The following is a 20932-nucleotide window of genomic DNA, read 5'->3' on the forward strand; positions in this document are numbered from 1 at the left end:
GGTGTAACGCGCGGCGGCTGAACAAAGCGTATCGCGCGAACGAAAATATGGGACCGCCTCGGAGCGTGCGCGCCGGGTGGGGTCCCCCTGCGTCACCGCTTGAACAGCGCGTCGGCGCTGGCGCGGTGGAGCGCGGCGCGGTCGATGTGGCGGCGGGTCCGTTCGATCTCCTGTTCCAGCACCGCGATCCGCGTCTCCAGCTCGGCGAGCGAGAGCGGATCGAGATCGGTCCGGACCAGCATGGTCAGGCTGTCGGGAATGCGGATCGGGGAGTCGTCCTGTTCCATATCGGGATGCAGCGTTGACCCGGTCGCCGCCGATGTCAATAACGGGGCGACATGGCGACGTTCACGAAGGGGCGGTAATCGGTGCACGCGGATAACGACGTGATGGGGATCGGCGATCTCCCCGAGATGATGACCGCGATCGATCCCGAAGCGGCGGGCGGGCCGGAGGTGCTGGTCCCGACCCGTCGGCCGACCCCGCGGCCCGGTGCGGGCGAAGTGCTGATCCGGATCGCCGCCGCCGGGGTCAACCGGCCCGATGTGATGCAGCGCCAGGGGCTCTATCCGCCGCCGCCGGGCGCGCCCTCCATCCCCGGTCTGGAAATCGCGGGCGAGGTCGTCGCGATCGGCGAGGGCGTCGGGCCCGAGCTGCTGGGCCAGCCGGTCTGCGCGCTGATCGGCGGCGGCGGCTATGCCGAATATGCGGTGGCGGTGGCCGAGCACTGCCTGCCCGTGCCCAACGGCCTGTCGATGGTGCAGGCGGCGGCGCTGCCCGAGACGCTGTTCACCGTGTGGACCAATGTCTTCGAGCGCGCCTATGCCCGCGAGGGTGAGACCCTGCTCGTCCATGGCGGGACCAGCGGCATCGGCACCATGGCGATCCTGCTGGGCAAGCTGTTCGGCCTGACGGTGATCGTCACCGCCGGATCGGACGACAAATGCGCGGCCGCCGAAAAGCTCGGTGCAGCCAGGGCGATCAACTATCGCACCGGGGATTTCGTCGAGGCGGTCCAGGCCTTCACCGGCGGCAAGGGCGTGGACATCGTCCTCGATATGGTCGGCGGCGATTATGTGCCGCGCAACTTGAAATGCCTGGGCGAGGAGGGGCGGCATGTCTCGATCGCGGTGCAGCGCGGCGCGAAGGCCGAAATCCCGCTCTGGGAGGTGATGCGTCGTCGCCTGATCCTGACCGGATCGACGCTGCGCGGCCGGGATGCCGAGTTCAAGGCGATGGTCGCCGACGAGGTCGCGCGGATCGTCTGGCCGCATGTCGAGGAAGGGCGGCTGCGCCCGGTCATCGATCGCAGCTTTCCGCTGGCGCAGGCCGCGGACGCGCATCGCCGCATGGAGGCGGGCGACCATATGGGCAAGATCGTCCTGACCATCGGCGAATAATCCGATCTGCCCATTTCGGACTCTGATCGACCGGGGTAACGGATCGGACGAGCGAATCGGCCGGGTCGGCCCGATCTGTTCGGTCTGCACGATTGGCCAAGGGGGATGCGAATGCTGCGATGGGGGCTGGCCGCCGGGATCGTGATGGCGGGCAATATGGCGGCGATACCCGCCGCTGCCCAGTCGGCGCGCGACATCCTGACCCAGGCTTCCTTCGCCGATACCGATGAGGCGAGCGCGTTGCGCCGGGTGACGCTGGCCTATGCGACCGCCGGCAATATGCTGAAGCACAGCCCCGACGATCACGAGGCGCTGCTGATGCGCGCCACCGCGCTGGGCTACCGCGCCAAGCTGACCGGCAACCGCACCGATGCGATCGCGGCGCGGCGTCAGTTCGAGGCGCTGATCGCGGAGAATCCCCGCGACGCCGAGGCGCAGCTGGCGCTGGGCGCCTGGCATATCGGCGCGGTCAAGAAGCTGGGGGCGATCGTCGGGCGCGCGGCGCTCGGGGCACAGCGGGGGGCGGGTTTCGCCCTGCTCGACCGGGCGATCGCGCTGGGCGGCGACCGGGCCTTGTTTCCCGGACTGGCGGCGCTGCTGCGGCTGGAGCTCGATCCGCGCGACCCACGTGGCCGCACACTGGCCGAGGCGGCGGCGCATGCCGCGACGGTGACGCCGATCGACCGCATCCTGCAACGCGCCGCCATCGCGGTGCTGACGCCGGTGCGCGCGGGCGACGGTCCTGCGACCCGCAGGCTGGCCTCGCAGCTCCTGCCCTTCGGACGATTCGACGACGACAATTGATGCGACGCAGGGCCGCCGGGGCGCTGGACGGCGCAAGGGCAGGGGCGTATGAGGCACTGTTTCGGTCACTTTGTGGCGCCGCACCTTGCTCTTGGAGGCGGCTCGCATTAGATTTGCCGCCGCTACGGCCGCTCCGATGAGGGGCGGCCCTTTTATTTTCCGACTGGAGTGATCCCCGTGGCCCAGCCGCTCATGCCCCATGCGACCGCTTCCTGGCTGGTCGACAACACCTCGCTCTCCTTCGAGCAGATTGCGGATTTCTGCGGCCTTCACATCCTGGAAGTGCAGGCGATCGCCGACGACACGGCGGCGACCAAGCTGACCGGCCGCGATCCGGTCCGCGCGCACGAAGTGACGCAGAGCGAGATCGAGAAGGCGCAGGCCAATCCCGATTATCGCATGAAGATGACCAAGGGCCCCGAGCAGGTCCGCCGGACCAAGGGCCCGCGCTACACGCCGGTCAGCAAGCGCCAGGACAAGCCCGACGGCATTGCCTGGATCATCCGCAACCACCCGGAAATCTCGGACGGCGCGATCAGCAACCCGATAGGCACCACCCGCACCACGATCGCCGCGATCCGCGACCGCAGCCACTGGAACATCGCCAACATCACGCCGAAGGACCCGGTGACGCTGGGCCTGACCACCCAGCGCGAGCTCGACTCGGCGGTGGCCAAGGCGGCGAAGGCGACCGGCGGCAATGCCGATGCGCAGCCGACCGACACCCGCCTGGAGGGCGACCGCGAAGCGTTGCTCGCCTCGCTACGCGCCGAGCGCGATCAGCAGAGCCGCGATTCGGACTCGATCGGGCATGGCGACATCATCGATCCGCACTCGCTGTTCCGCAGCTGATCGGCACGCTTCGGCTTGACGAAAGGGGGCGTTCACCGACCGGGTGGGCGCCCCTTTTGCGTGATGGGGAACGGCGTCACCCTTGCCCCGTTGAGTCCGGGCAAAGGAGATCATCCATGTCCGAGCAGGAAAAGCGCGACCCTCAGCCCTTCGATCGCGATGGTGGCTATACGGGCCAGGACTATCATCGCGACGACGAGTGCGCGATGGGTCGGGCGGAGCCGTCGGGCCGCGTGACGACCACCCCGCCGGTACCGGGTGAGGGCAATGCCGACACCAGCCTGCCCGACGACGATGGCAGGCGCGCCACGATCGATCCGAAGACGGGCGAAGTCCATGGCAGCGGGGCAGGCGCCGGTGGCGGCCATCGCGGCGACGAGATCGACGAAGTGGACCCCGCGACTCCGCCGGGCGTGGGGCGGCGGCCGGTAAACTGAAATCCCCGGCAGCCTGTTGTGTCACCCCAGCGCAGGCTGGGGTCTTTTGCGGCAGGCGCCTTTTGCGGCCAATGATCCCGGCTTTCGTTGGGATGGCGCATGTCGTGGCGGAGGCTTTCCGGACGGCAGGCGCAGCGCCGCGCTCACCGCAGAGGCGGCGCGATCATTCCAGCGATGTCGGGAAAGTGGCAGGAGTGCACGGACTCGAACCGTGGGCCCTCGGTTTTGGAGACCGATGCTCTACCAACTGAGCTACACTCCTGCGAGGCGGCCGCCATTAGCCCGGCTGATCGGGCAGGGCAATAGGCTGTTTCACTATTTTCGTGAATCGCTCGCCTGATGCCTTGGGCGCGGTGCGGGGCGGCGACATTGACCCCAGGGCGACTCCCGCGTATAGGCCGCCGCTGCACGAAGGGGATTTCTCGGGAATCGGGACATGTCCGTCGGGCAAGCTTGAACATTGCTGGATGCGAATATGGGCCGGGCGCAAGCCGCGATGGCCCCTTTTTGTATTCCTAAGTGCTGTGATGGCTCCAGCAAAGTAACCTCATGGAAAGGTGAAGGCTTCAATGCCGACGATCAACCAGCTGGTCCGCAAGGGCCGCGAACTGCAGAAGGCCAAGTCCAAGGTCCCTGCAATGGAGCAGAACCCGCAGAAGCGCGGCGTTTGCACCCGTGTCTACACGACGACCCCGAAGAAGCCGAACTCGGCACTTCGCAAGGTGGCCAAGGTCCGTCTGACCAACAGCCGCGAAGTCATCTCGTACATCCCGGGCGAAGGCCACAACCTGCAGGAGCACTCGGTGGTGCTCATCCGCGGCGGCCGTGTGCGCGACCTTCCCGGCGTGCGCTACCACGTGCTGCGCGGCGTCCTCGACACGCAGGGCGTGAAGGATCGCAAGCAGTCCCGCTCGAAGTACGGCGCGAAGCGTCCGAAGTAAGCCGGTCGGGCCTCAATTGAGGCTCCTCGACCACCAAAGGCTGAAGTTTTGTAAGGAAATACGAGAATGGCTCGTCGTCGTCGTCCCGAAAAGCGGGAAATCCTGCCGGATCCCAAGTTCGGGGATGTGGTCCTGTCGAAGTTCATGAATTCGGTCATGCTGGACGGTAAGAAGTCCGTGGCCGAAGCCATCGTGTACGGTGCCCTGGAAACCGTCGAGACGCGCGCCAAGCGCGATCCGATCGGCGTGTTCCACGATGCGCTGAACAACATCAAGCCGGGCATCGAAGTCCGTTCGCGCCGCGTCGGCGGTGCGACCTACCAGGTCCCGGTCGAAGTCCGTCCGGAGCGTGCCCAGGCTCTGGCCATCCGTTGGCTGATCGGCGCGTCGCGCGCCCGTTCGGAGAACACGATGGCCGCGCGTCTGTCGGGCGAGCTGATGGACGCCGCGAACAACCGCGGCAACGCGGTCAAGAAGCGCGAAGATACGCACCGCATGGCGGAAGCGAATCGCGCCTTCTCGCACTACCGCTGGTAAGGGCCTTGCGGCGGACCGGATTCATTTCCGCTCTGCCGCAACCTTTTCGGGGTGCGGTGCCGGCGGTCTTCCGCTGGTCACGCAAACAGCCTATATAAGGGGGAGCCGGGCCAACCGGCTCCCCCCTACGCTTGAGGAAGATCGATCATGGCCCGCAGCCATCCGCTCGAGAAGTATCGCAACATCGGCATCATGGCGCACATCGATGCCGGCAAGACGACCACGACCGAGCGCATTCTTTATTACACCGGCAAGTCCTACAAGATCGGCGAAGTGCACGAAGGCACCGCCACCATGGACTGGATGGAGCAGGAGCAGGAGCGCGGCATCACCATCACGTCGGCCGCGACGACCTGTTTCTGGAACGACAACCGCATCAACATCATCGACACCCCCGGGCACGTCGACTTCACCATCGAAGTGGAGCGGTCGCTCCGCGTGCTCGACGGCGCGGTCGCCTGCTTCGACGGCGTGGCGGGTGTTGAGCCGCAGTCGGAAACCGTGTGGCGTCAGGCCGACAAGTACGGCGTGCCGCGCATGTGCTTCGTCAACAAGCTCGACCGCACCGGTGCCGACTTCTATTTCTGCGTGAACTCGATCATCGAGCGCCTGGGCGCGCGTCCGGCGGTCCTGTATCTGCCGATCGGCATCGAGGGCGGCTTCAAGGGCCTGGTCGACCTGGTCGAGAACCGCGCGATCATCTGGCTCGAAGAGTCGCTGGGCGCCAAGTTCGAATATCAGGACATCCCCGATGACCTGAAGGAAAAGGCCGCGAAGTATCGCAGCGACCTGATCGAAATGGCCGTCGAGCAGGACGACGCCGCGATGGAAGCGTATCTGGAAGGCAACGAGCCTTCGGTCGCCGAACTCAAGGCGCTGATCCGCAAGGGCACGCTGGAAATGGCGTTCGTTCCTGTCGTCTGCGGCTCGGCGTTCAAGAACAAGGGCGTGCAGCCCCTGCTCGACGCGGTCATCGACTATCTGCCGTCGCCGCTCGACGTTCCGGCCATCAAGGGCGTGAAGCTCGACGGCGAGACGCCGGACGAGCGTCCTTCGTCGGACACCGAGCCCTTCTCGGCGCTGGCGTTCAAGATCATGAACGACCCGTTCGTCGGTTCGCTGACCTTCGCCCGCATCTATTCGGGCAAGCTCGAGACCTCGTCGCAGGTCCTGAACTCGGTCAAGGACAAGAAGGAAAAGATCGGTCGCATGCTGCTGATGCATGCGAACAGCCGTGAGGACATCCAGGAAGCCTATGCCGGCGACATCGTCGCTCTGGCGGGCCTCAAGGATACCACGACCGGCGACACGCTCTGCGCGCAGAACGCCCCGATCATCCTCGAGCGGATGGAATTCCCCGAGCCCGTGATCGAGCTGTCGGTGGAGCCGAAGACCAAGGCCGACCAGGAGAAGATGGGCGTCGCGCTCAATCGTCTCGCTCGCGAGGACCCCTCGTTCCGCGTGACCTCGGACGCCGAGTCGGGCCAGACCATCATCAAGGGCATGGGCGAGCTCCATCTCGAGATCCTGGTCGACCGCATGAAGCGCGAGTTCAAGGTCGAGGCGAATGTCGGTGCGCCGCAGGTGGCGTATCGCGAATACCTCAAGAAGCCGGTCGACATCGACTACACGCACAAAAAGCAGTCGGGCGGCACCGGCCAGTTCGGTCGCGTGAAGGTCAAGCTGACCCCGGGCGAGCGTGGCTCGGGCTTCGTCTTCAAGGACGAGATCAAGGGCGGTAACATTCCGAAGGAATATATCCCCGCGATCGAGAAGGGCTTCCGTGAGACCGCGGAAACCGGTTCGCTGGTCGGCTTCCCGATCATCGACTTCGAAGTCCTGCTGTATGACGGCGCGTATCACGACGTCGACTCGTCGGCGCTGGCGTTCGAAATCTGTGCCCGCGGCGCGATGCGCGAAGCGGCCCAGAAGTCGGGCATCACGCTGCTCGAGCCGGTCATGAAGGTCGAGGTCGTGACCCCGGAAGACTATCTGGGCGACGTCATCGGCGACATGAACAGCCGTCGCGGCCAGATCCAGGGCACCGACACGCGCGGCAACGCGCAGACGGTCGAGGCGATGGTCCCGCTGGCCAACATGTTCGGCTATGTGAACGCGCTCCGCTCGTTCACCCAGGGTCGTGCGCAGTACTCGATGCAGTTCTCGCACTATGACGAAGTGCCGCAGAATGTTGCGGACGAGGTCAAGGCGAAGATGGCCTAACAGCGTCCGTCGCGCCCTCGGGGCAACTGGGGGCGCGGACACGCTAGGGGCTGGCAATCGCTTCAAACACCCGCTATGGGGCCGCGTTCGCGTGGCCTCGGATGCGGCACCGAATTCGATTCAGAAGGTAGGAAAATGGCAAAGGCAAAATTCGAGCGGAACAAGCCGCACCTCAACATCGGCACCATCGGCCACGTCGACCACGGCAAGACCTCGCTGACCGCAGCGATCACCAAGGTTCTGGCCGACAACGTCGCCGGCAACGCGGCGGTGGACTTCGCGAACATCGACAAGGCGCCGGAAGAGCGTGAGCGCGGCATCACCATCTCGACCGCCCACGTCGAGTATGAGACCGAATCGCGCCACTATGCGCACGTCGACTGCCCCGGCCACGCCGACTATGTGAAGAACATGATCACCGGCGCGGCGCAGATGGACGGCGCGATCCTCGTCGTTTCGTCGACCGACGGCCCGATGCCGCAGACCCGCGAGCACATCCTGCTCGCCCGCCAGGTCGGCGTGCCCGCGATGGTCGTGTTCATGAACAAGGTCGACCTGGTCGACGACGAGGAAATCCTCGAGCTGGTCGAGCTGGAAATCCGCGAGCTGCTGAGCTCGTACGAATTCCCGGGCGACGACATCCCCGTCGTCAAGGGTTCGGCGACCTGCGCGCTGTCGGGTTCGAACGACAAGTTCGGCAAGGATGCCGTTCTCGAGCTGATGAAGCAGGTCGACGAATACATCCCGCAGCCGGAGCGTCCGCTCGACAAGCCGTTCATGATGCCGATCGAAGACGTGTTCTCGATCTCGGGTCGCGGCACCGTCGTCACCGGCCGTGTCGAAACCGGCATCATCAAGGTCGGTGAAGAAGTCGAGATCGTCGGCATCAACGACACCCGCAAGACCACCGTCACCGGTGTCGAAATGTTCCGCAAGCTGCTCGACTCGGGCCAGGCCGGCGACAACATCGGCGCGCTGATCCGTGGCGTCGCTCGTGACGAAGTCGAGCGTGGTCAGGTTCTGGCCAAGCCGGGTTCGATCACCCCGCACACCGACTTCCAGTCGGAAGTGTACGTCCTGTCGAAGGAAGAAGGCGGCCGTCACACCCCGTTCTTCGCGAACTATCGTCCGCAGTTCTACTTCCGCACGACCGACGTGACCGGCACCGTCGAGCTGCCCGAGGGCACCGAGATGGTCATGCCGGGCGACAACGTCGCTCTGGGCGTGAAGCTGATCGCTCCGATCGCCATGGACATCGGTCAGCGCTTCACGATCCGTGAAGGCGGCCGTACCGTCGGCGCGGGCGTCGTCAGCTCGATCGACAAGTAAGTCTCGGGCGAAAGCCTGAAACTTATCGGGAAAGGGCCGGCCCCGGCGACGGGGTCGGCCTTTTTCGTATGTGGTTTCCGGGGCGCGAGACCATCACCCCTCCGGCGCTACGCGCCTCCCTCCCTCTCCCGCCGGGAGAGGGAAGGGGCCCGCCCGCGTCAGCGGGTGGGAAGGGTGAGGGCGGTCCAGCTCCGTTCGCACTGAGCGAAGTCGAAGTGCACGCCTGGCGGTCTCTGTTTTCCCGTGGCCTTCGACTTCGCTCAGGCTGAACGGGGGTAGGGGGGCGGTTAGGGGCCCTGGTTCCATCCCGCTCAACAAAAACCGCACCCACCCCTTGCGGCACCCCCGGCATATGCGTATAGGCACACGCCTTGAGGGAATCGGCTGGCACCGGGTACACCGGAGTCGGCCGTTTGCTTTTAGTGAGGGCAGGGGTGGTTTTCCGCTCTTGTCGTAACCCAGAGTTTGTTTCGGCCCAGGGTCGCCTTCACGGCGAACGGTCGAGTGCCCGGTCGGATAGCCGATCGCACTTGCCGCTCACCGCGATCGCAACCGGAAAGCCCGCTCTTTCGCATCGGTAGGGATCATGGACAGCAATATCCGCATTCGTCTGAAGGCGTTCGACCATCGCGTGCTCGATCAGGCGACCGGCGACATCGCCGACACCGCGCGCCGCACCGGCGCTCTTATCCGCGGTCCGATCCCGCTTCCGACGCGCATCGAGAAGTTCACGGTCAACCGTGGTCCGCACATCGACAAGAAGTCGCGCGAGCAGTTCGAGGTCCGCACCTACAAGCGGATGCTGGACATCGTGCAGCCGACCCCGCAGACCGTCGATGCGCTGATGAAGCTCGACCTCGCCGCAGGTGTTGATGTCGAGATCAAGCTGGCGTAAGAGAGCCGGCATTCCCGTGGTCGACGATTCCGTCCCACGGGATTTTGGCGTTTCTCCGGCCTGAAGCTACCGGAGAACGCGCCGAGGTCGCTCCCGCGATCCGGCACTCTTAAGGGATACCGCCCGGTGGTCTCGCGCAAGCGGGATGGTGCCGGGGCAGCGTCCCCCGTCTGACCGGTTCGCCGGTCGCCAGCCCGGGACGGGGGCTCGTTTCGCTTTAATCGGGCTGGATATGCCCCCCTTGAATGGTTCTTGGGGGCCTCTGTCGAGGAAGGAACAGGATCATGCGTACCGGCGTGATCGCGAAGAAGCTGGGGATGACCCGCCTGTTCCAGGACGATGGTCGGCACGTGCCGGTCACCGTCCTGGCGCTTGAAGGCGTACAGGTCGTCGCTCGCCGCGAGATGGATCGTGACGGCTACACCGCCGTCCAGCTTGGTGCAGGTGTCGCCAAGACCAAGAATGTTGCCAAGCCGCAGCGTGGCCACTTCGGCAAGGCCGAAGTCGAGCCCAAGCAGGTGCTGGTCGAGTTCCGCGTGAACGAAGACGGCCTGCTGGACGTCGGCGCGGAAATCTCCGCCGACCATTTCGTCCCCGGCCAGTATGTCGATATCCAGGGTCGTACCCAGGGTAAGGGCTTTGCCGGTGCGATGAAGCGCTGGAACTTCGGTGGTCTGCGCGCGACCCACGGCGTCTCGGTCTCGCACCGTTCGCATGGTTCGACCGGTAACCGTCAGGATCCGGGCCGCGTCTTCAAGAACAAGAAGATGGCTGGCCACATGGGCGACAAGAACCGCACGCAGCAGAACCTCGAAATCGTGTCGACCGACGTCGAGCGCGGCCTGATCTTTGTCAAGGGCTCGGTGCCCGGCTCGAAGGGTGGCTGGCTGATCGTCAAGGACGCGGTCAAGGTTTCGCGCCACGCGGACGCCCCGTTCCCCGCCAGCATCAAGGCGGCCGCCAACAACAACGCTTCTGCCGAGCCTGCTCCGGAAGCCACCGAGAGCCAGGAGGGCTAAGTCGTGAAGGTCAAGGTTCAATCCTTCGCCGGCACCGACGCCGCGGACATCGAGCTCAACGACGAGGTCTTCGGCCTCGATCCGCGCGCCGACATCCTGCACCGCGTTGTGACCTGGCAGCTGGAAAAGCGTCGCGCCACCGCGCGCGGCACCCGTGAGCGCGCCGATGTCGCGCGTTCGGGCAAGAAGCTCGGTCGCCAGAAGGGCGGCGGTGTCGCTCGTCACGGCGATCGTCGTGCTCCCGTCTTCATCGGCGGTGGTAAGGCGCACGGCGCCCGCGTCCGCGACTTCAACCCGGGCCTGAACAAGAAGGTTCGCGCCCTGGGCCTGAAGATGGCGCTGTCGAGCCATGCCAAGGCGGGTTCGCTGATCGTGATGAACGATCTGGCGGTTGCCGGTAACAAGACGAAGACGCTGCAGGGCGATCTGGCGAAGCTCGGCTTCGGCAAGACCGCGCTGGTCATCGATGGCGACGCCGTCGAGACGTCGTTCGCACTGGCCGCAGGCAACTTGAAGGAAATCAACGTCCTTCCGGCCGCTGGCGCCAATGTCTACGACATTCTGAAGCATGACACCCTGGTGCTGACGCGCTCGGCTGTCGAAAAGCTGGAGGCCCGTTTCCATGGCTAAGCAGCAGAAGGCGGTCGATCCGCGTCATTACGACGTGATCGTCGCGCCGCACATCACCGAGAAGGCGACGCTCCTGAGCGAGCACAACGCCGTGGTGTTCAAGGTCGCCCCCGGTGCTACCAAGCCCGAGATCAAGGCGGCGGTGGAAGCGCTGTTCGACGTCAACGTCACCGGCGTGAACACCATCGTCCAGAAGGGCAAGACCAAGAAGTGGAAGGGCGCTCCGTACCAGCGCTCGGACATGAAGAAGGCGATCGTCACCCTCAAGGACGGTCAGTCCATTGACGTGACGACGGGGATCTGAGCCGATGGCACTCAAGCATTATAACCCGACGAGCCCGGCCCGCCGCGGTCTGATCCTCGTCGACCGCTCGGCGCTGTGGAAGGGCGCGCCCGTCAAGGCGCTCACCGAAGGCAAGCGCAAGACCGGCGGCCGTAACAACAAGGGCCATGTGACCAGCCGCGGCATCGCGGGCGGCCACAAGCAGCGCTACCGTTTCATCGACTTCAAGCGTCGCCAGTGGGACGTCGAGGGCACCGTGGAGCGGATCGAATATGATCCCAACCGCACCGCCTTCATCGCGCTCATCAACTATGGCACCGACGAAGCCGGCAAGGTCGACCAGTCCTACATCATCGCTCCGCAGCGCCTCGCTGTCGGCGACAAGGTGATCGCGGGCAAGAAGACCGACGTGAAGCCGGGCAACGCCATGGAACTGGGTCAGATGCCGGTCGGCACGATCGTCCACAACGTCGAGATGAAGCCCGGCAAGGGCGGTCAGATCGCACGTTCGGCCGGCACCTATGTGCAGGTCGTGGGCCGCGACAAGGGCATGGTTATCGTCCGTCTGAACTCGGGCGAGCAGCGCTACATCCATGCGAACTGCATGGCGACCGTCGGTGCGGTGTCGAACCCCGACAACGGCAACACCAACCTGGCGAAGGCTGGTCGCAACCGTTGGAAGGGCCATCGCCCGCTGACCCGCGGTGTTGCGAAGAACCCGGTCGACCACCCGCACGGCGGTGGTGAAGGCCGGACCTCGGGCGGCCGTCATCCGGTCACCCCGTGGGGCAAGCCGACGAAGGGTGCGCGCACTCGTCACAACAAGGCGACGGACAAGATGATCATCCGTAGCCGTCACGCCAAGAAGAAGGGCTAACACGCAATGGCTCGTTCCGTTTGGAAGGGTCCTTTCGTGGACCTCCATCTCCTGAAGAAGGCCGAAGTGGCTCAGGATGCTGGCAACCGCGCAGGTCCGATCAAGACCTGGTCGCGTCGCTCGACCATCCTGCCGTCGTTCGTCGGCCTGACCTTCAACGTCTACAATGGTCGCAAGTTCGTTCCCGTCTCGGTGAACGAGGACATGGTCGGCATGAAGCTCGGTGAATTCGCGCCCACGCGCTACTTCCCCGGCCACGCTGCCGACAAGAAGGGTAAGCGCTGATGTCGAAGCCCGCATCCCCCCGCAAGGTCGGTGACAAGGAAGCGCTGTCGGTCGGCACGCAGATCCGTGGTTCGGCGCAGAAGCTGAACCTGGTCGCGGCCCTGATCCGCGGCAAGAAGGTCGGCGACGCGATGAACATCCTGGCCTTCTCGACGAAGGCGATGGCTGTCGACGCGCGCAAGATCCTGGCCTCCGCGATCGCCAATGCCGAGAACAACCACAACCTCGACGTCGACTCGCTCGTCGTCGCCGAGGCGTCGGTCGGCAAGTCGATCACCATGAAGCGTTTCGCGACGCGCGGCCGTGGCAAGTCCACCCGCATCCTGAAGCCGTTTTCGCGGCTCCGCATCGTCGTCCGCGAGCAGGAAGAAGCATAATGGGTCAGAAGAGCAATCCGATCGGCCTGCGTCTCCAGATCAACCGCACCTGGGACAGCCGCTGGTTCGCCGAAGGCCATGACTATGGCCGCCTGCTGCTGGAGGATCTGAAGATCCGCCAGTACATCATGAAGACGCTGCCCCAGGCCGCGATCTCGAAGGTCGTCATCGAGCGTCCGGCCAAGCTGTGCCGCATCTCGATCTTCGCGGCGCGTCCGGGCGTGATCATCGGCAAGAAGGGCGCCGACATCGAAAAGCTTCGCAAGAAGCTGGGTTCGATGACCTCGTCCGACGTGTCGCTGAACATCGTCGAGATCCGCAAGCCCGAGATCGACGCCAAGCTCGTCGCACAGGGCGTGGCCGACCAGCTGGAGCGCCGTATCGCGTTCCGCCGCGCCATGAAGCGTGCGGTGCAGTCCGCGCTCCGTCTGGGCGCCGAGGGTATCCGTATCACCTGCGGCGGCCGTCTGGGCGGCGCGGAAATCGCGCGGACCGAATGGTATCGTGAAGGCCGCGTTCCGCTGCACACGCTGCGCGCGAACGTCGACTATGCCGAAGCGCAGGCGCACACCGCTTATGGCGTGTGCGGCGTGAAGGTGTGGATCTTCAAGGGCGAGATCCTGGGCCATGATCCCATGGCGCAGGACCGGCTGATGATGGAGGCTCAGACCTCCGGCGTGCGCCCGGCGCGCGACGATCATCGCCGCTAAGGATCAAAGAACATGCTGCAACCAAAGCGCACCAAGTTCCGCAAGGCCTTCAAGGGCCGCATCCACGGCGATGCGAAGGGCGGCACGAGCCTGAACTTCGGTTCCTATGGCCTGAAGGCCATGGAGCCGGAGCGGATCACCGCTCGCCAGATCGAGGCGGCTCGCCGCGCGATCACGCGTCACATCAAGCGCCAGGGTCGTCTCTGGATCCGCATCTTCCCAGACGTCCCCGTCTCGTCGAAGCCTGCCGAAGTCCGCATGGGCTCGGGTAAGGGTTCGCCGGAATTCTGGGCCGCCCGCGTGAAGCCGGGTCGCATCCTGTTCGAACTCGACGGTGTCGACGGCCCGCTGGCCGCCGAGGCATTCGAGCGCGCCGCGATGAAGCTGCCCATCAAGACCAAGGTCGTTGCCCGCCTGGGCGACACCTCGCACCTCGGAGGCGAGTAATGGCCAAGACTGAATACACCGGCCAGAGCGACGACCAGCTCGTCGAGGCGCTGGGCAACCTGAAGCGTGAGCAGTTCAACCTGCGCTTCCAGGCGGCCACGAGCCAGCTCGAAAAGCCCAGCCGGGTCAAGGAAGTCCGTCGCGACATCGCGCGGATCAAGACCATCCAGGCGCAGCGCACCGCTGCGGCTGCCAAGTAAGGACCGAGACACATGCCGAAGCGCGTGCTGACCGGGGTGATTGTCTCGGACAAGACCGACAAGACGGTCGTCGTCAATGTGGAGCGGAAGGTCAAGCACCCCCTCTACGGCAAGATCATCCGTCGGTCGAAGAAGTATCATGCTCACGACGAGAGCAATGAGTTCAAGGCCGGTGAGACGGTGCGGATCGAAGAGACCGCCCCGATCTCGAAGCTGAAGACCTGGAAGGTGATCGAGCGGGTGAACACCCACACGACGCCGGAACGGGCCTCGGCAGAGGGCTGAACCCTTTGACATCCGACCCCGCTCTTTCCGCGTGAAAGGGCGGGGTTCGGGTTGAAAAGGGCGCCCTTCGGGGCATCGAGCGGATTGGTCGAAAGGCACAAGCGACTCGCTTGCCTTTCGCACCAGGAGTGGCTATGGGGCCTCTCCCCCTGGCGCGGGTCATCCCTGCGCCGGGGGTCGTTTTTTAAGGCGGGGTCGGGTCGGTATCCACCCCAGGTAGAGAGAAGGAAGCGGATCCATGATCCAGATGCAGTCCAATCTCGACGTCGCTGACAACAGCGGCGCGAAGCGGGTGCAGTGCATCAAGGTGCTGGGCGGCTCGAAGCGCCGTACCGCATCGGTCGGCGACATCATCGTCGTCAGCGTCAAGGAAGCGCAGCCGCGTGGCCGCGTGAAGAAGGGCGACGTTCACCGCGCGGTGATCGTGCGTACCGCCAAGGATATCCGTCGCGCCGACGGTTCGGTGATCCGTTTCGACGGTAACGCCGCCGTGCTGGTCAACAAGAACGAGGAGCCGATCGGCACCCGTATCTTTGGCCCGGTCGTGCGTGAGCTTCGCGGCAAGAAGCACATGAAGATCATCTCGCTGGCTCCGGAGGTGCTGTAATGGCCGCCGCCAAGATCAAGAAGGGCGATCGCGTCATCGTCCTGTCCGGCAAGGACAAGGGCAAGACCGGCACCGTGTCGCTGGCGATGCCGAAGGACGGCAAGGTCGTCGTGGACGGCGTCAACATCGCCACCCGTCACCGCAAGCCCACCCAGGCGAACCCGCAGGGTGGCCTGGAGCGCACCGCTGCTCCGCTGCACATCTCGAAGGTCGCGCATGTGACCGCCGATGGCAAGCCGACCCGCGTCCGTTTCGAGATGCAGGATGGCAAGAAGGTCCGTGTCGCCGTCAAGACCGGGGAGAAGATCGATGGCTGATTACAAGCCCCGCATGAAGGCTATCTACGACGATAGCATCATCAAGGCGATGACCGACAAGTTCGGTTACAAGAACGTCAACGAGATCCCCCGGATCGAGAAGATCGTGCTCAACATGGGCGTGGGCGAAGCGACGCAGGACAAGAAGCGCGTCGACCAGGCCGCCTCCGAGATGGAGCTGATCGCGGGTCAGAAGCCCGTCATCACCAAGGCGAAGAAGTCGATCGCGCAGTTCAAGCTGCGTGAAGGCATGCCGATCGGTGTGAAGGTCACGCTGCGTCGCGAGCGCATGTACGAATTCCTGGACCGCTTCATCACGATCGCGCTGCCGCGCGTTCGCGACTTCCGCGGCCTGAATCCGAAGTCCTTCGACGGTCGCGGCAACTATGCCTGCGGCATCAAGGAACAGATCATCTTCCCCGAAATCAACTATGACCGCATCGACAAGGTGCGCGGCATGGATGTGATCGTGACCACCACGGCGAAGACCGACGACGAGGCGCGCGAGCTGCTCCGTCTCTTCGGCTTCCCGTTCCCCAAGGAAGACGCTGCCGACGAGAAGAAGGCGGCGTAACCGGACTGCCCCCTCTCCACGCCGGGGAGGGGGTCCTTACAGAAAGAGCTTAAGTCCATGGCGAAACTGAGTTCAATCAACAAGAACGAGAAGCGTCGCCTTCTCGTCAAGAAGTATGCCGGCAAGTACGCGAAGCTGAAGGCGATCGCGAACGACCAGAGCCTCGATGAGACCGAGCGTCTGATCGCGCGCCTGAAGATGGCCGAGATCCCCCGCAACGGCAATCCGACCCGTATCCGCAACCGCTGCGAGATCACCGGTCGCCCGCGTGCGTATTACCGCAAGTTCCGTCTCGCTCGCGTCATGCTGCGCGATCTGGCCAACAAGGGCCTGATCCCCGGCGTCACCAAGTCGAGCTGGTAAGGACCATTTGAGATGGCAGTGACCGATCCCCTGGGTGACCTGCTCACCCGCATCCGCAACGGCCAGCGCGCGCGCAAGGACTCCGTCCTGACGCCTGCGTCGAAGCTGCGCGCCCGCGTGCTCGACGTGCTCCAGCGCGAAGGCTATATCCGTGGCTACAGCGAAGAGCAGATGGGCCCCGCGGCCGGCATCCGCATCGAGCTGAAGTATTTCGAAGGCCAGCCCGCGATCAAGCATGTCGCGCGCGTGTCCAAGCCCGGCCGCCGTATCTATTCGGGCGCGCAGGAGCTTCCGCGCGTTCGCAACGGCCTGGGCATCACCATCGTGTCGACGCCGCGTGGCGTTCTGTCGGACGCCGAAGCGCGCGAGCAGAATGTCGGTGGCGAAGTCCTGGCGGAGGTGTTCTGATGAGCCGCATCGGTAAGAAGGCGGTCCCGGTTCCGGCCGGCGTCACCGCGACCATCGCCGACAAGGTGCTGAGCGTGAAGGGTCCCAAGGGCACCCTGACCATGCCGCTCGTTGACGAGATCACCTATGACGTCCAGGCGGACGCCATCGCGGTGCAGCCTGCCAACGCCACGAAGCGCGCCCGCGCCTTCTGGGGCATGCAGCGCACCATGGTGCAGAACCTCGTGACCGGCGTGACCGCAGGCTTCTCGAAGAAGCTGGTCATCACCGGCGTCGGCTACCGCGCCGCCGCGCAGGGCAAGACCCTGAAGCTGCAGCTCGGCTACAGCCACGACGTCAACATCGACGTGCCGGAAGGCATCGAGGTGAAGACGCCGGACGCCACCACCGTCGAGATCAGCGGTTCGGACAAGCAGAAGGTCGGCCAGCTGGCCGCCGAGATCCGTCGCTGGCGCAAGCCCGAGCCGTATAAGGGCAAGGGCATCAAGTACGACGGCGAGTTCATCTTCCGCAAGGAAGGGAAGAAGAAGTAATGACCAAGGGTCTCTCTCTTTTCGAGAAGCGCCGTCGGCGCAACCGTACCGCGCTGCGTGCGCGTGCGGGCACCCGTCCGCGCCTGTCGGTGCATCGCTCGGGCAAGCACATCTATGCCCAGGTGATCGACGACGAGGCCGGTCGTACCGTGGCTTCGGCCTCGACGCTGGAAAAGGACGCACGCGGCCAGTCGGGCGCGAACGTCGCAGCGGCGAGCGAAGTCGGCAAGCGCGTGGCCGAGAAGGCCAAGGCCGCCGGCGTCACGCAGGTCGTTTTCGACCGTGGCGGCTTCCTGTTCCACGGTCGCGTCAAGGCGCTGGCCGAGGCGGCACGCGAAGCGGGATTGGAGTTCTAATATGGCTGACGAGAACAACGTGGCCGTTGCCGGTGCCGAAGGCGCCGCGCAGGACGCGACCCAGGGTCGCGGTCCCCGGGGCGGCCGTGGCCGTGGTCCGGGCGGCGATCGCGGCCGTGGCGGCCGTGACGGCAACCGTGGTCGTCGCGACGACCGTCGCGGTGGCGCCGAGGAGCAGGGCGAAGAGCTGATCGAAAAGCTCGTCCACATCAACCGCGTCTCGAAGACCGTGAAGGGTGGTAAGCGCTTCGGCTTCGCCGCGCTCGTCGTGGTCGGCGACGGCAAGGGACGTGCGGGCTTCGGTCATGGCAAGGCGCGCGAAGTGCCGGAAGCCATTTCGAAGGCGACGGCTGCCGCCAAGAAGGCGATGGTCCGCGTTCCGCTGAAGGACGGTCGCACGCTGCATCATGATGGCAATGGCCATTTCGGTGCGGGCCGCGTGACGGTGCGTTCGGCGCCGCAGGGTACCGGCATCATCGCCGGTGGTCCGATGCGCGCGATCTTCGAATCGCTCGGCGTTGCCGACGTGGTGACGAAGTCGATCGGCACCTCGAACCCGTACAACATGATCCGTGCCACCTTCGAAGCGCTGGGTGACCAGACTTCGCCCAAGGCGGTGGCGCAGCGTCGTGGCAAGAAGATCGCCGACCTGCTGGGTCGCGGTCACGGTGCCACCCAGCAGACTGCCGAGGCGGAAGCCGCGGCCGTCGTGGAGTAAGCGACCATGGCAACCATCAAGATCAAGCAGACCGGTTCGCCGATCCGCCGCACCAAGGACCAGCGCGCGACCCTCGTCGGCCTGGGCCTCAACAAGATGCACAAGGTCGCCGAGCTTCAGGACAGCCCTGAAGTCCGTGGCATGATCCGCAAGGTGCAGCACATGGTTCAGGTGGTGGACTGAGGCACTTCGGGATCGATCCTGCGCTCCGTTCAGCTTGGGCGTAGTCGAAGGCCACGCCGCTCGGCTTGCACTTCGACTTCGCTCAGTGCGAACGGAGAGAGGGATGAGGTCCCGGTCTCATATCCGTCACATTGAACAGTGACAAACACGGGGAAGGGGGCTATGCGGCCCCCTTCCTTTTATCCAGCGGTCGTGATTCTTCCCGAATGACGGCCATGCGCGAAACAAGCGAAAGCGAGTGCAAATCATGAAGCTGAACGAACTTTTCGACAACCAGGGTGCCCGCAAGTCCAAGATCCGCGTCGGTCGCGGTATCGGTTCGGGCAAGGGCAAGACCGGTGGTCGCGGCGTCAAGGGTCAGAAGAGCCGTGAGGGCGTGTCCATCGCGGGCTTCGAGGGCGGTCAGATGCCGCTCCACATGCGTCTGCCGAAGCGTGGCTTCAACAACATCTTCGCCAAGGACTATGCCGAGGTGAACCTGGGCGCGATCCAGAAGGCGGTCGATGCAGGCAAGCTGAAGACCGACGGCACGATCGATCACGCTGCGCTGAAGGCCGCTGGCCTCGCCCGTGGCGGCAAGGACGGCGTCCGTCTGCTCGGCAAGGGCGAACTGACCGCCAAGCTGTCGTTCGTCGTGCAGGGCGTGTCGGCCTCGGCACGTGAAGCGGTCGAGAAGGCCGGTGGTTCGGTCGACGTGCCGCACGTCGTGCCCGCCGCCGAGAAGGCCGCCGCGAAGAAGGGCCAGGCCCGCGCCGCGAAGCTCGCCGCCAAGGCCTGAACCGGATAGGATCCGCCGCTGTCGCATGGCGCCACGCCATCCCCAACAGCGGCGGATTTTGCATCCGGGTTAGACAAGCGCGTCTTCGCGCCTATATGAGCGGCGGGGCGGTTCAAAACGCATCCCGCCGTTTTTCGTTTCCAGGATAACGCAACAGCTATGGCATCCGCAGCCGACCAGATGGCGCAAAGCATCAGCCTGGCGAAATTCGCCAAGGCCACCGACCTCAAGAAGCGGCTGTGGTTCACGATCGGCGCGCTGATCGTCTTCCGCCTGCTCAGCTATGTCCCGCTGCCGGGCGTCGACCCGACCGCGCTGGGCCTGCTGAGCCAGAAGACCACGGGCGGCGTGCTCGACTTCTTCAACACCTTCTCGGGCGGTTCGCTCAGCCGCATGTCGCTGATCGCGCTGGGCGTGATGCCGTACATCACGGCGTCGATCGTCATCCAGCTCGCGACCTCGCTGAGCCCGCAGCTCGCCGCCATCAAGAAGGAAGGCGAGAGCGGCCGCAAGAAGCTGAACCAGTATACCCGCTATGGCACGGTTCTGCTGACCGCGATCCAGGGCTATTTCATCGCCGTGGGCCTCGAGACGCTGGGCGCCAGCCAGGGCATCCAGGCGGTGATCGAGCCGGGCATGACCTTCCGCATCGCGGCGGTCATCTCGCTGATCGGCGGTACGATGTTCCTGATGTGGCTGGGTGAGCAGATCACCAGCCGCGGTATCGGCAACGGTGTGTCGCTGATCATCATGGCGGGCATCGTCGCGCATCTGCCGACGACGCTGGTCAACCTGCTCGAAGGCGGCCGGACCGGCAGCATCGATCCGGTCCGGCTGATCGGCATCATCGTCGCGGTCGTCGTCCTCGTCCTGTTCATCTGCTTCATGGAGCGCGCGCAGCGCCGCATCCTGATCCAGTATCCCAAGCGCGCAACGCAGCGCGGGATGCAGGCCGATCGCAGCCACCTGCCGCTGAAGATCAACACCGCCGGCGTGATCCCTCCGATCTTCGCCTCGTCGCTGCTGCTGATGCCGCTGACCATCTCGCAGTTCGCAGGGCAGCGTGTCGCGGGCGAGAGCCGCTGGGGCGACTTCATCATCAGCCTCAACCAGTATCTGCAGCACGGCAGCCCCGTGTACATGCTGCTTTACGGCGCGGGCATCATCTTCTTCTCGTTCTTCTACACCGCGGTTGTCTTCAACCCGGAGGAGACGGCGGACAATCTGAAGCGCTATGGCGGCTTCATTCCGGGCATCCGTCCGGGCAAGAACACCGAGACCTATCTCGATTACGTGCTGACCCGTATCACGGTGATCGGCGCGGCCTATCTGACGATCATCTGTCTGCTGCCCGAATATCTGGTGTCGGCGCTGCAGATTCCCTTCTATCTGGGCGGGACCAGCCTGCTGATCGTCGTCAACGTGACGATGGACACGGTGACCCAGATCCAGAGCCATTTGCTGGCGCATCAATATGGCGACCTGATCAAGAAGGCGAAGCTGAAGGGTGGCCGCCTGCGCTGAGGCGCGGACGGGACTAGCGGAAAACAGGGGAGAATGACGT

General features: G+C 64.9%; 31 protein-coding genes and 1 tRNA gene. 30 read left to right on the forward strand and 2 right to left on the reverse strand.

The window, feature by feature from the left end:
• Positions 1-92: 92 nt before the first annotated feature.
• Complete coding sequence (locus QE363_RS05335; protein ID WP_309692798.1) at positions 93-287, reverse strand: DUF1192 domain-containing protein; 195 nt, start codon at positions 285-287, stop codon at positions 93-95.
• Between the two features lie 129 nt (positions 288-416).
• On the opposite strand from QE363_RS05335, the gene QE363_RS05340 reads away from it, so the two are divergent.
• The 4 genes from QE363_RS05340 to QE363_RS05355 all read left to right on the forward strand — a co-directional run bounded on the left by QE363_RS05340 (position 417) and on the right by QE363_RS05355 (position 3493).
• The gene (locus QE363_RS05340; protein ID WP_309698098.1) at positions 417-1400 is read left to right on the forward strand and encodes an NAD(P)H-quinone oxidoreductase; all 984 of its coding nucleotides are present in this window, start codon (positions 417-419) and stop codon (positions 1398-1400) included.
• 111 nt (positions 1401-1511) lie between these two features.
• A complete protein-coding gene (locus QE363_RS05345) occupies positions 1512-2204 on the forward strand; it encodes a hypothetical protein (RefSeq protein WP_309692800.1) in 693 nt (230 codons plus the stop codon).
• A 177-nt stretch (positions 2205-2381) separates the two neighbouring features.
• A complete protein-coding gene (locus QE363_RS05350; RefSeq protein WP_309692802.1) occupies positions 2382-3056 on the forward strand; it encodes a DUF1013 domain-containing protein in 675 nt (224 codons plus the stop codon).
• 116 nt (positions 3057-3172) lie between these two features.
• Complete coding sequence (locus QE363_RS05355; protein WP_309692805.1) at positions 3173-3493, forward strand: hypothetical protein; 321 nt, start codon at positions 3173-3175, stop codon at positions 3491-3493.
• Between the two features lie 186 nt (positions 3494-3679).
• On the opposite strand, the gene QE363_RS05360 is transcribed toward QE363_RS05355, so the two are convergent.
• Positions 3680-3755 (reverse strand) — tRNA-Trp (locus QE363_RS05360).
• Between the two features lie 307 nt (positions 3756-4062).
• Here QE363_RS05360 and rpsL point away from each other — a divergent pair.
• The 26 genes from rpsL to secY all read left to right on the forward strand — a co-directional run bounded on the left by rpsL (position 4063) and on the right by secY (position 20892).
• Positions 4063-4434, forward strand: a complete 372-nt coding sequence (rpsL, locus tag QE363_RS05365) for a 30S ribosomal protein S12 (RefSeq protein WP_007406072.1) — start codon at positions 4063-4065, stop codon at positions 4432-4434.
• 66 nt (positions 4435-4500) lie between these two features.
• Entirely contained in the window at positions 4501-4971 is a 471-nt protein-coding gene (gene rpsG / locus QE363_RS05370) for a 30S ribosomal protein S7 (protein ID WP_007406077.1), read from the forward strand.
• Positions 4972-5118: 147 nt separating this feature from the next.
• On the forward strand, positions 5119-7194 hold the full coding sequence (gene fusA, locus QE363_RS05375) for an elongation factor G (RefSeq protein ID WP_294235119.1): 2076 nt from the start codon (positions 5119-5121) through the stop codon (positions 7192-7194).
• 135 nt (positions 7195-7329) lie between these two features.
• On the forward strand, positions 7330-8523 hold the full coding sequence (gene tuf, locus QE363_RS05380) for an elongation factor Tu (RefSeq protein WP_183950625.1): 1194 nt from the start codon (positions 7330-7332) through the stop codon (positions 8521-8523).
• A 586-nt stretch (positions 8524-9109) separates the two neighbouring features.
• Positions 9110-9418 (forward strand): 30S ribosomal protein S10, encoded by a 309-nt coding sequence (gene rpsJ, locus QE363_RS05385; RefSeq protein ID WP_007406109.1) that lies wholly within the window; start codon positions 9110-9112, stop codon positions 9416-9418.
• A gap of 284 nt (positions 9419-9702) precedes the next feature.
• Entirely contained in the window at positions 9703-10437 is a 735-nt protein-coding gene (gene rplC, locus QE363_RS05390; RefSeq protein WP_056430750.1) for a 50S ribosomal protein L3, read from the forward strand.
• A gap of 3 nt (positions 10438-10440) precedes the next feature.
• Entirely contained in the window at positions 10441-11067 is a 627-nt protein-coding gene (gene rplD, locus QE363_RS05395) for a 50S ribosomal protein L4 (protein ID WP_056430747.1), read from the forward strand.
• Positions 11060-11371 carry a 50S ribosomal protein L23 gene (locus QE363_RS05400; RefSeq protein WP_042491181.1) on the forward strand — a complete coding sequence of 104 codons (312 nt, stop codon included), beginning with the start codon at positions 11060-11062 and terminating at the stop codon, positions 11369-11371. Before rplD ends, QE363_RS05400 begins: the two co-directional genes overlap by 8 nt.
• 4 nt (positions 11372-11375) lie before the next feature.
• Entirely contained in the window at positions 11376-12227 is an 852-nt protein-coding gene (gene rplB, locus QE363_RS05405) for a 50S ribosomal protein L2 (protein WP_042491179.1), read from the forward strand.
• 6 nt (positions 12228-12233) lie between these two features.
• Positions 12234-12512 (forward strand): 30S ribosomal protein S19, encoded by a 279-nt coding sequence (gene rpsS / locus QE363_RS05410; RefSeq protein ID WP_037569384.1) that lies wholly within the window; start codon positions 12234-12236, stop codon positions 12510-12512.
• On the forward strand, positions 12512-12889 hold the full coding sequence (gene rplV, locus QE363_RS05415) for a 50S ribosomal protein L22 (protein ID WP_042491177.1): 378 nt from the start codon (positions 12512-12514) through the stop codon (positions 12887-12889). Before rpsS ends, rplV begins: the two co-directional genes overlap by 1 nt.
• Positions 12889-13599, forward strand: coding sequence for a 30S ribosomal protein S3 (rpsC, locus tag QE363_RS05420; RefSeq protein WP_007406047.1), 711 nt, complete (start codon positions 12889-12891; stop codon positions 13597-13599). The genes rplV and rpsC overlap by 1 nt, the downstream gene beginning before the upstream one ends.
• A 12-nt stretch (positions 13600-13611) precedes the next feature.
• Positions 13612-14046, forward strand: coding sequence for a 50S ribosomal protein L16 (rplP, locus tag QE363_RS05425; protein ID WP_007406071.1), 435 nt, complete (start codon positions 13612-13614; stop codon positions 14044-14046).
• Positions 14046-14246, forward strand: coding sequence for a 50S ribosomal protein L29 (rpmC, locus tag QE363_RS05430; RefSeq protein WP_007406063.1), 201 nt, complete (start codon positions 14046-14048; stop codon positions 14244-14246). The genes rplP and rpmC overlap by 1 nt, the downstream gene beginning before the upstream one ends.
• 12 nt (positions 14247-14258) lie before the next feature.
• Complete coding sequence (rpsQ, locus tag QE363_RS05435; RefSeq protein WP_037569382.1) at positions 14259-14531, forward strand: 30S ribosomal protein S17; 273 nt, start codon at positions 14259-14261, stop codon at positions 14529-14531.
• Between the two features lie 238 nt (positions 14532-14769).
• Positions 14770-15138, forward strand: coding sequence for a 50S ribosomal protein L14 (gene rplN, locus QE363_RS05440; protein WP_007406105.1), 369 nt, complete (start codon positions 14770-14772; stop codon positions 15136-15138).
• Positions 15138-15455, forward strand: a complete 318-nt coding sequence (gene rplX / locus QE363_RS05445) for a 50S ribosomal protein L24 (RefSeq protein WP_309692849.1) — start codon at positions 15138-15140, stop codon at positions 15453-15455. The genes rplN and rplX overlap by 1 nt, the downstream gene beginning before the upstream one ends.
• Positions 15448-16029: a 50S ribosomal protein L5 gene (gene rplE, locus QE363_RS05450; protein WP_307102997.1), complete on the forward strand. Its 582-nt coding sequence runs from the start codon at positions 15448-15450 to the stop codon at positions 16027-16029. Before rplX ends, rplE begins: the two co-directional genes overlap by 8 nt.
• Before the next feature lie 57 nt (positions 16030-16086).
• A complete protein-coding gene (rpsN, locus tag QE363_RS05455; RefSeq protein ID WP_007406083.1) occupies positions 16087-16392 on the forward strand; it encodes a 30S ribosomal protein S14 in 306 nt (101 codons plus the stop codon).
• Between the two features lie 12 nt (positions 16393-16404).
• Entirely contained in the window at positions 16405-16800 is a 396-nt protein-coding gene (gene rpsH, locus QE363_RS05460; RefSeq protein ID WP_037569377.1) for a 30S ribosomal protein S8, read from the forward strand.
• Entirely contained in the window at positions 16800-17333 is a 534-nt protein-coding gene (gene rplF, locus QE363_RS05465; protein ID WP_309692858.1) for a 50S ribosomal protein L6, read from the forward strand. Before rpsH ends, rplF begins: the two co-directional genes overlap by 1 nt.
• Positions 17333-17689: a 50S ribosomal protein L18 gene (gene rplR / locus QE363_RS05470; protein WP_007406066.1), complete on the forward strand. Its 357-nt coding sequence runs from the start codon at positions 17333-17335 to the stop codon at positions 17687-17689. The genes rplF and rplR overlap by 1 nt, the downstream gene beginning before the upstream one ends.
• Position 17690: 1 nt before the next feature.
• A complete protein-coding gene (gene rpsE, locus QE363_RS05475) occupies positions 17691-18407 on the forward strand; it encodes a 30S ribosomal protein S5 (RefSeq protein ID WP_307103002.1) in 717 nt (238 codons plus the stop codon).
• Positions 18408-18413: 6 nt separating this feature from the next.
• Positions 18414-18590: a 50S ribosomal protein L30 gene (gene rpmD, locus QE363_RS05480; RefSeq protein WP_307103004.1), complete on the forward strand. Its 177-nt coding sequence runs from the start codon at positions 18414-18416 to the stop codon at positions 18588-18590.
• Positions 18591-18837: 247 nt separating this feature from the next.
• A complete protein-coding gene (gene rplO, locus QE363_RS05485) occupies positions 18838-19368 on the forward strand; it encodes a 50S ribosomal protein L15 (protein WP_309692861.1) in 531 nt (176 codons plus the stop codon).
• Between the two features lie 159 nt (positions 19369-19527).
• Positions 19528-20892, forward strand: coding sequence for a preprotein translocase subunit SecY (gene secY / locus QE363_RS05490; protein ID WP_307103009.1), 1365 nt, complete (start codon positions 19528-19530; stop codon positions 20890-20892).
• Positions 20893-20932 lie beyond the last annotated feature (40 nt).

Source organism: Sphingomonas sp. SORGH_AS_0870 (genome assembly GCF_031453175.1).
Classification (GTDB): Bacteria; Pseudomonadota; Alphaproteobacteria; order Sphingomonadales; family Sphingomonadaceae; genus Sphingomonas.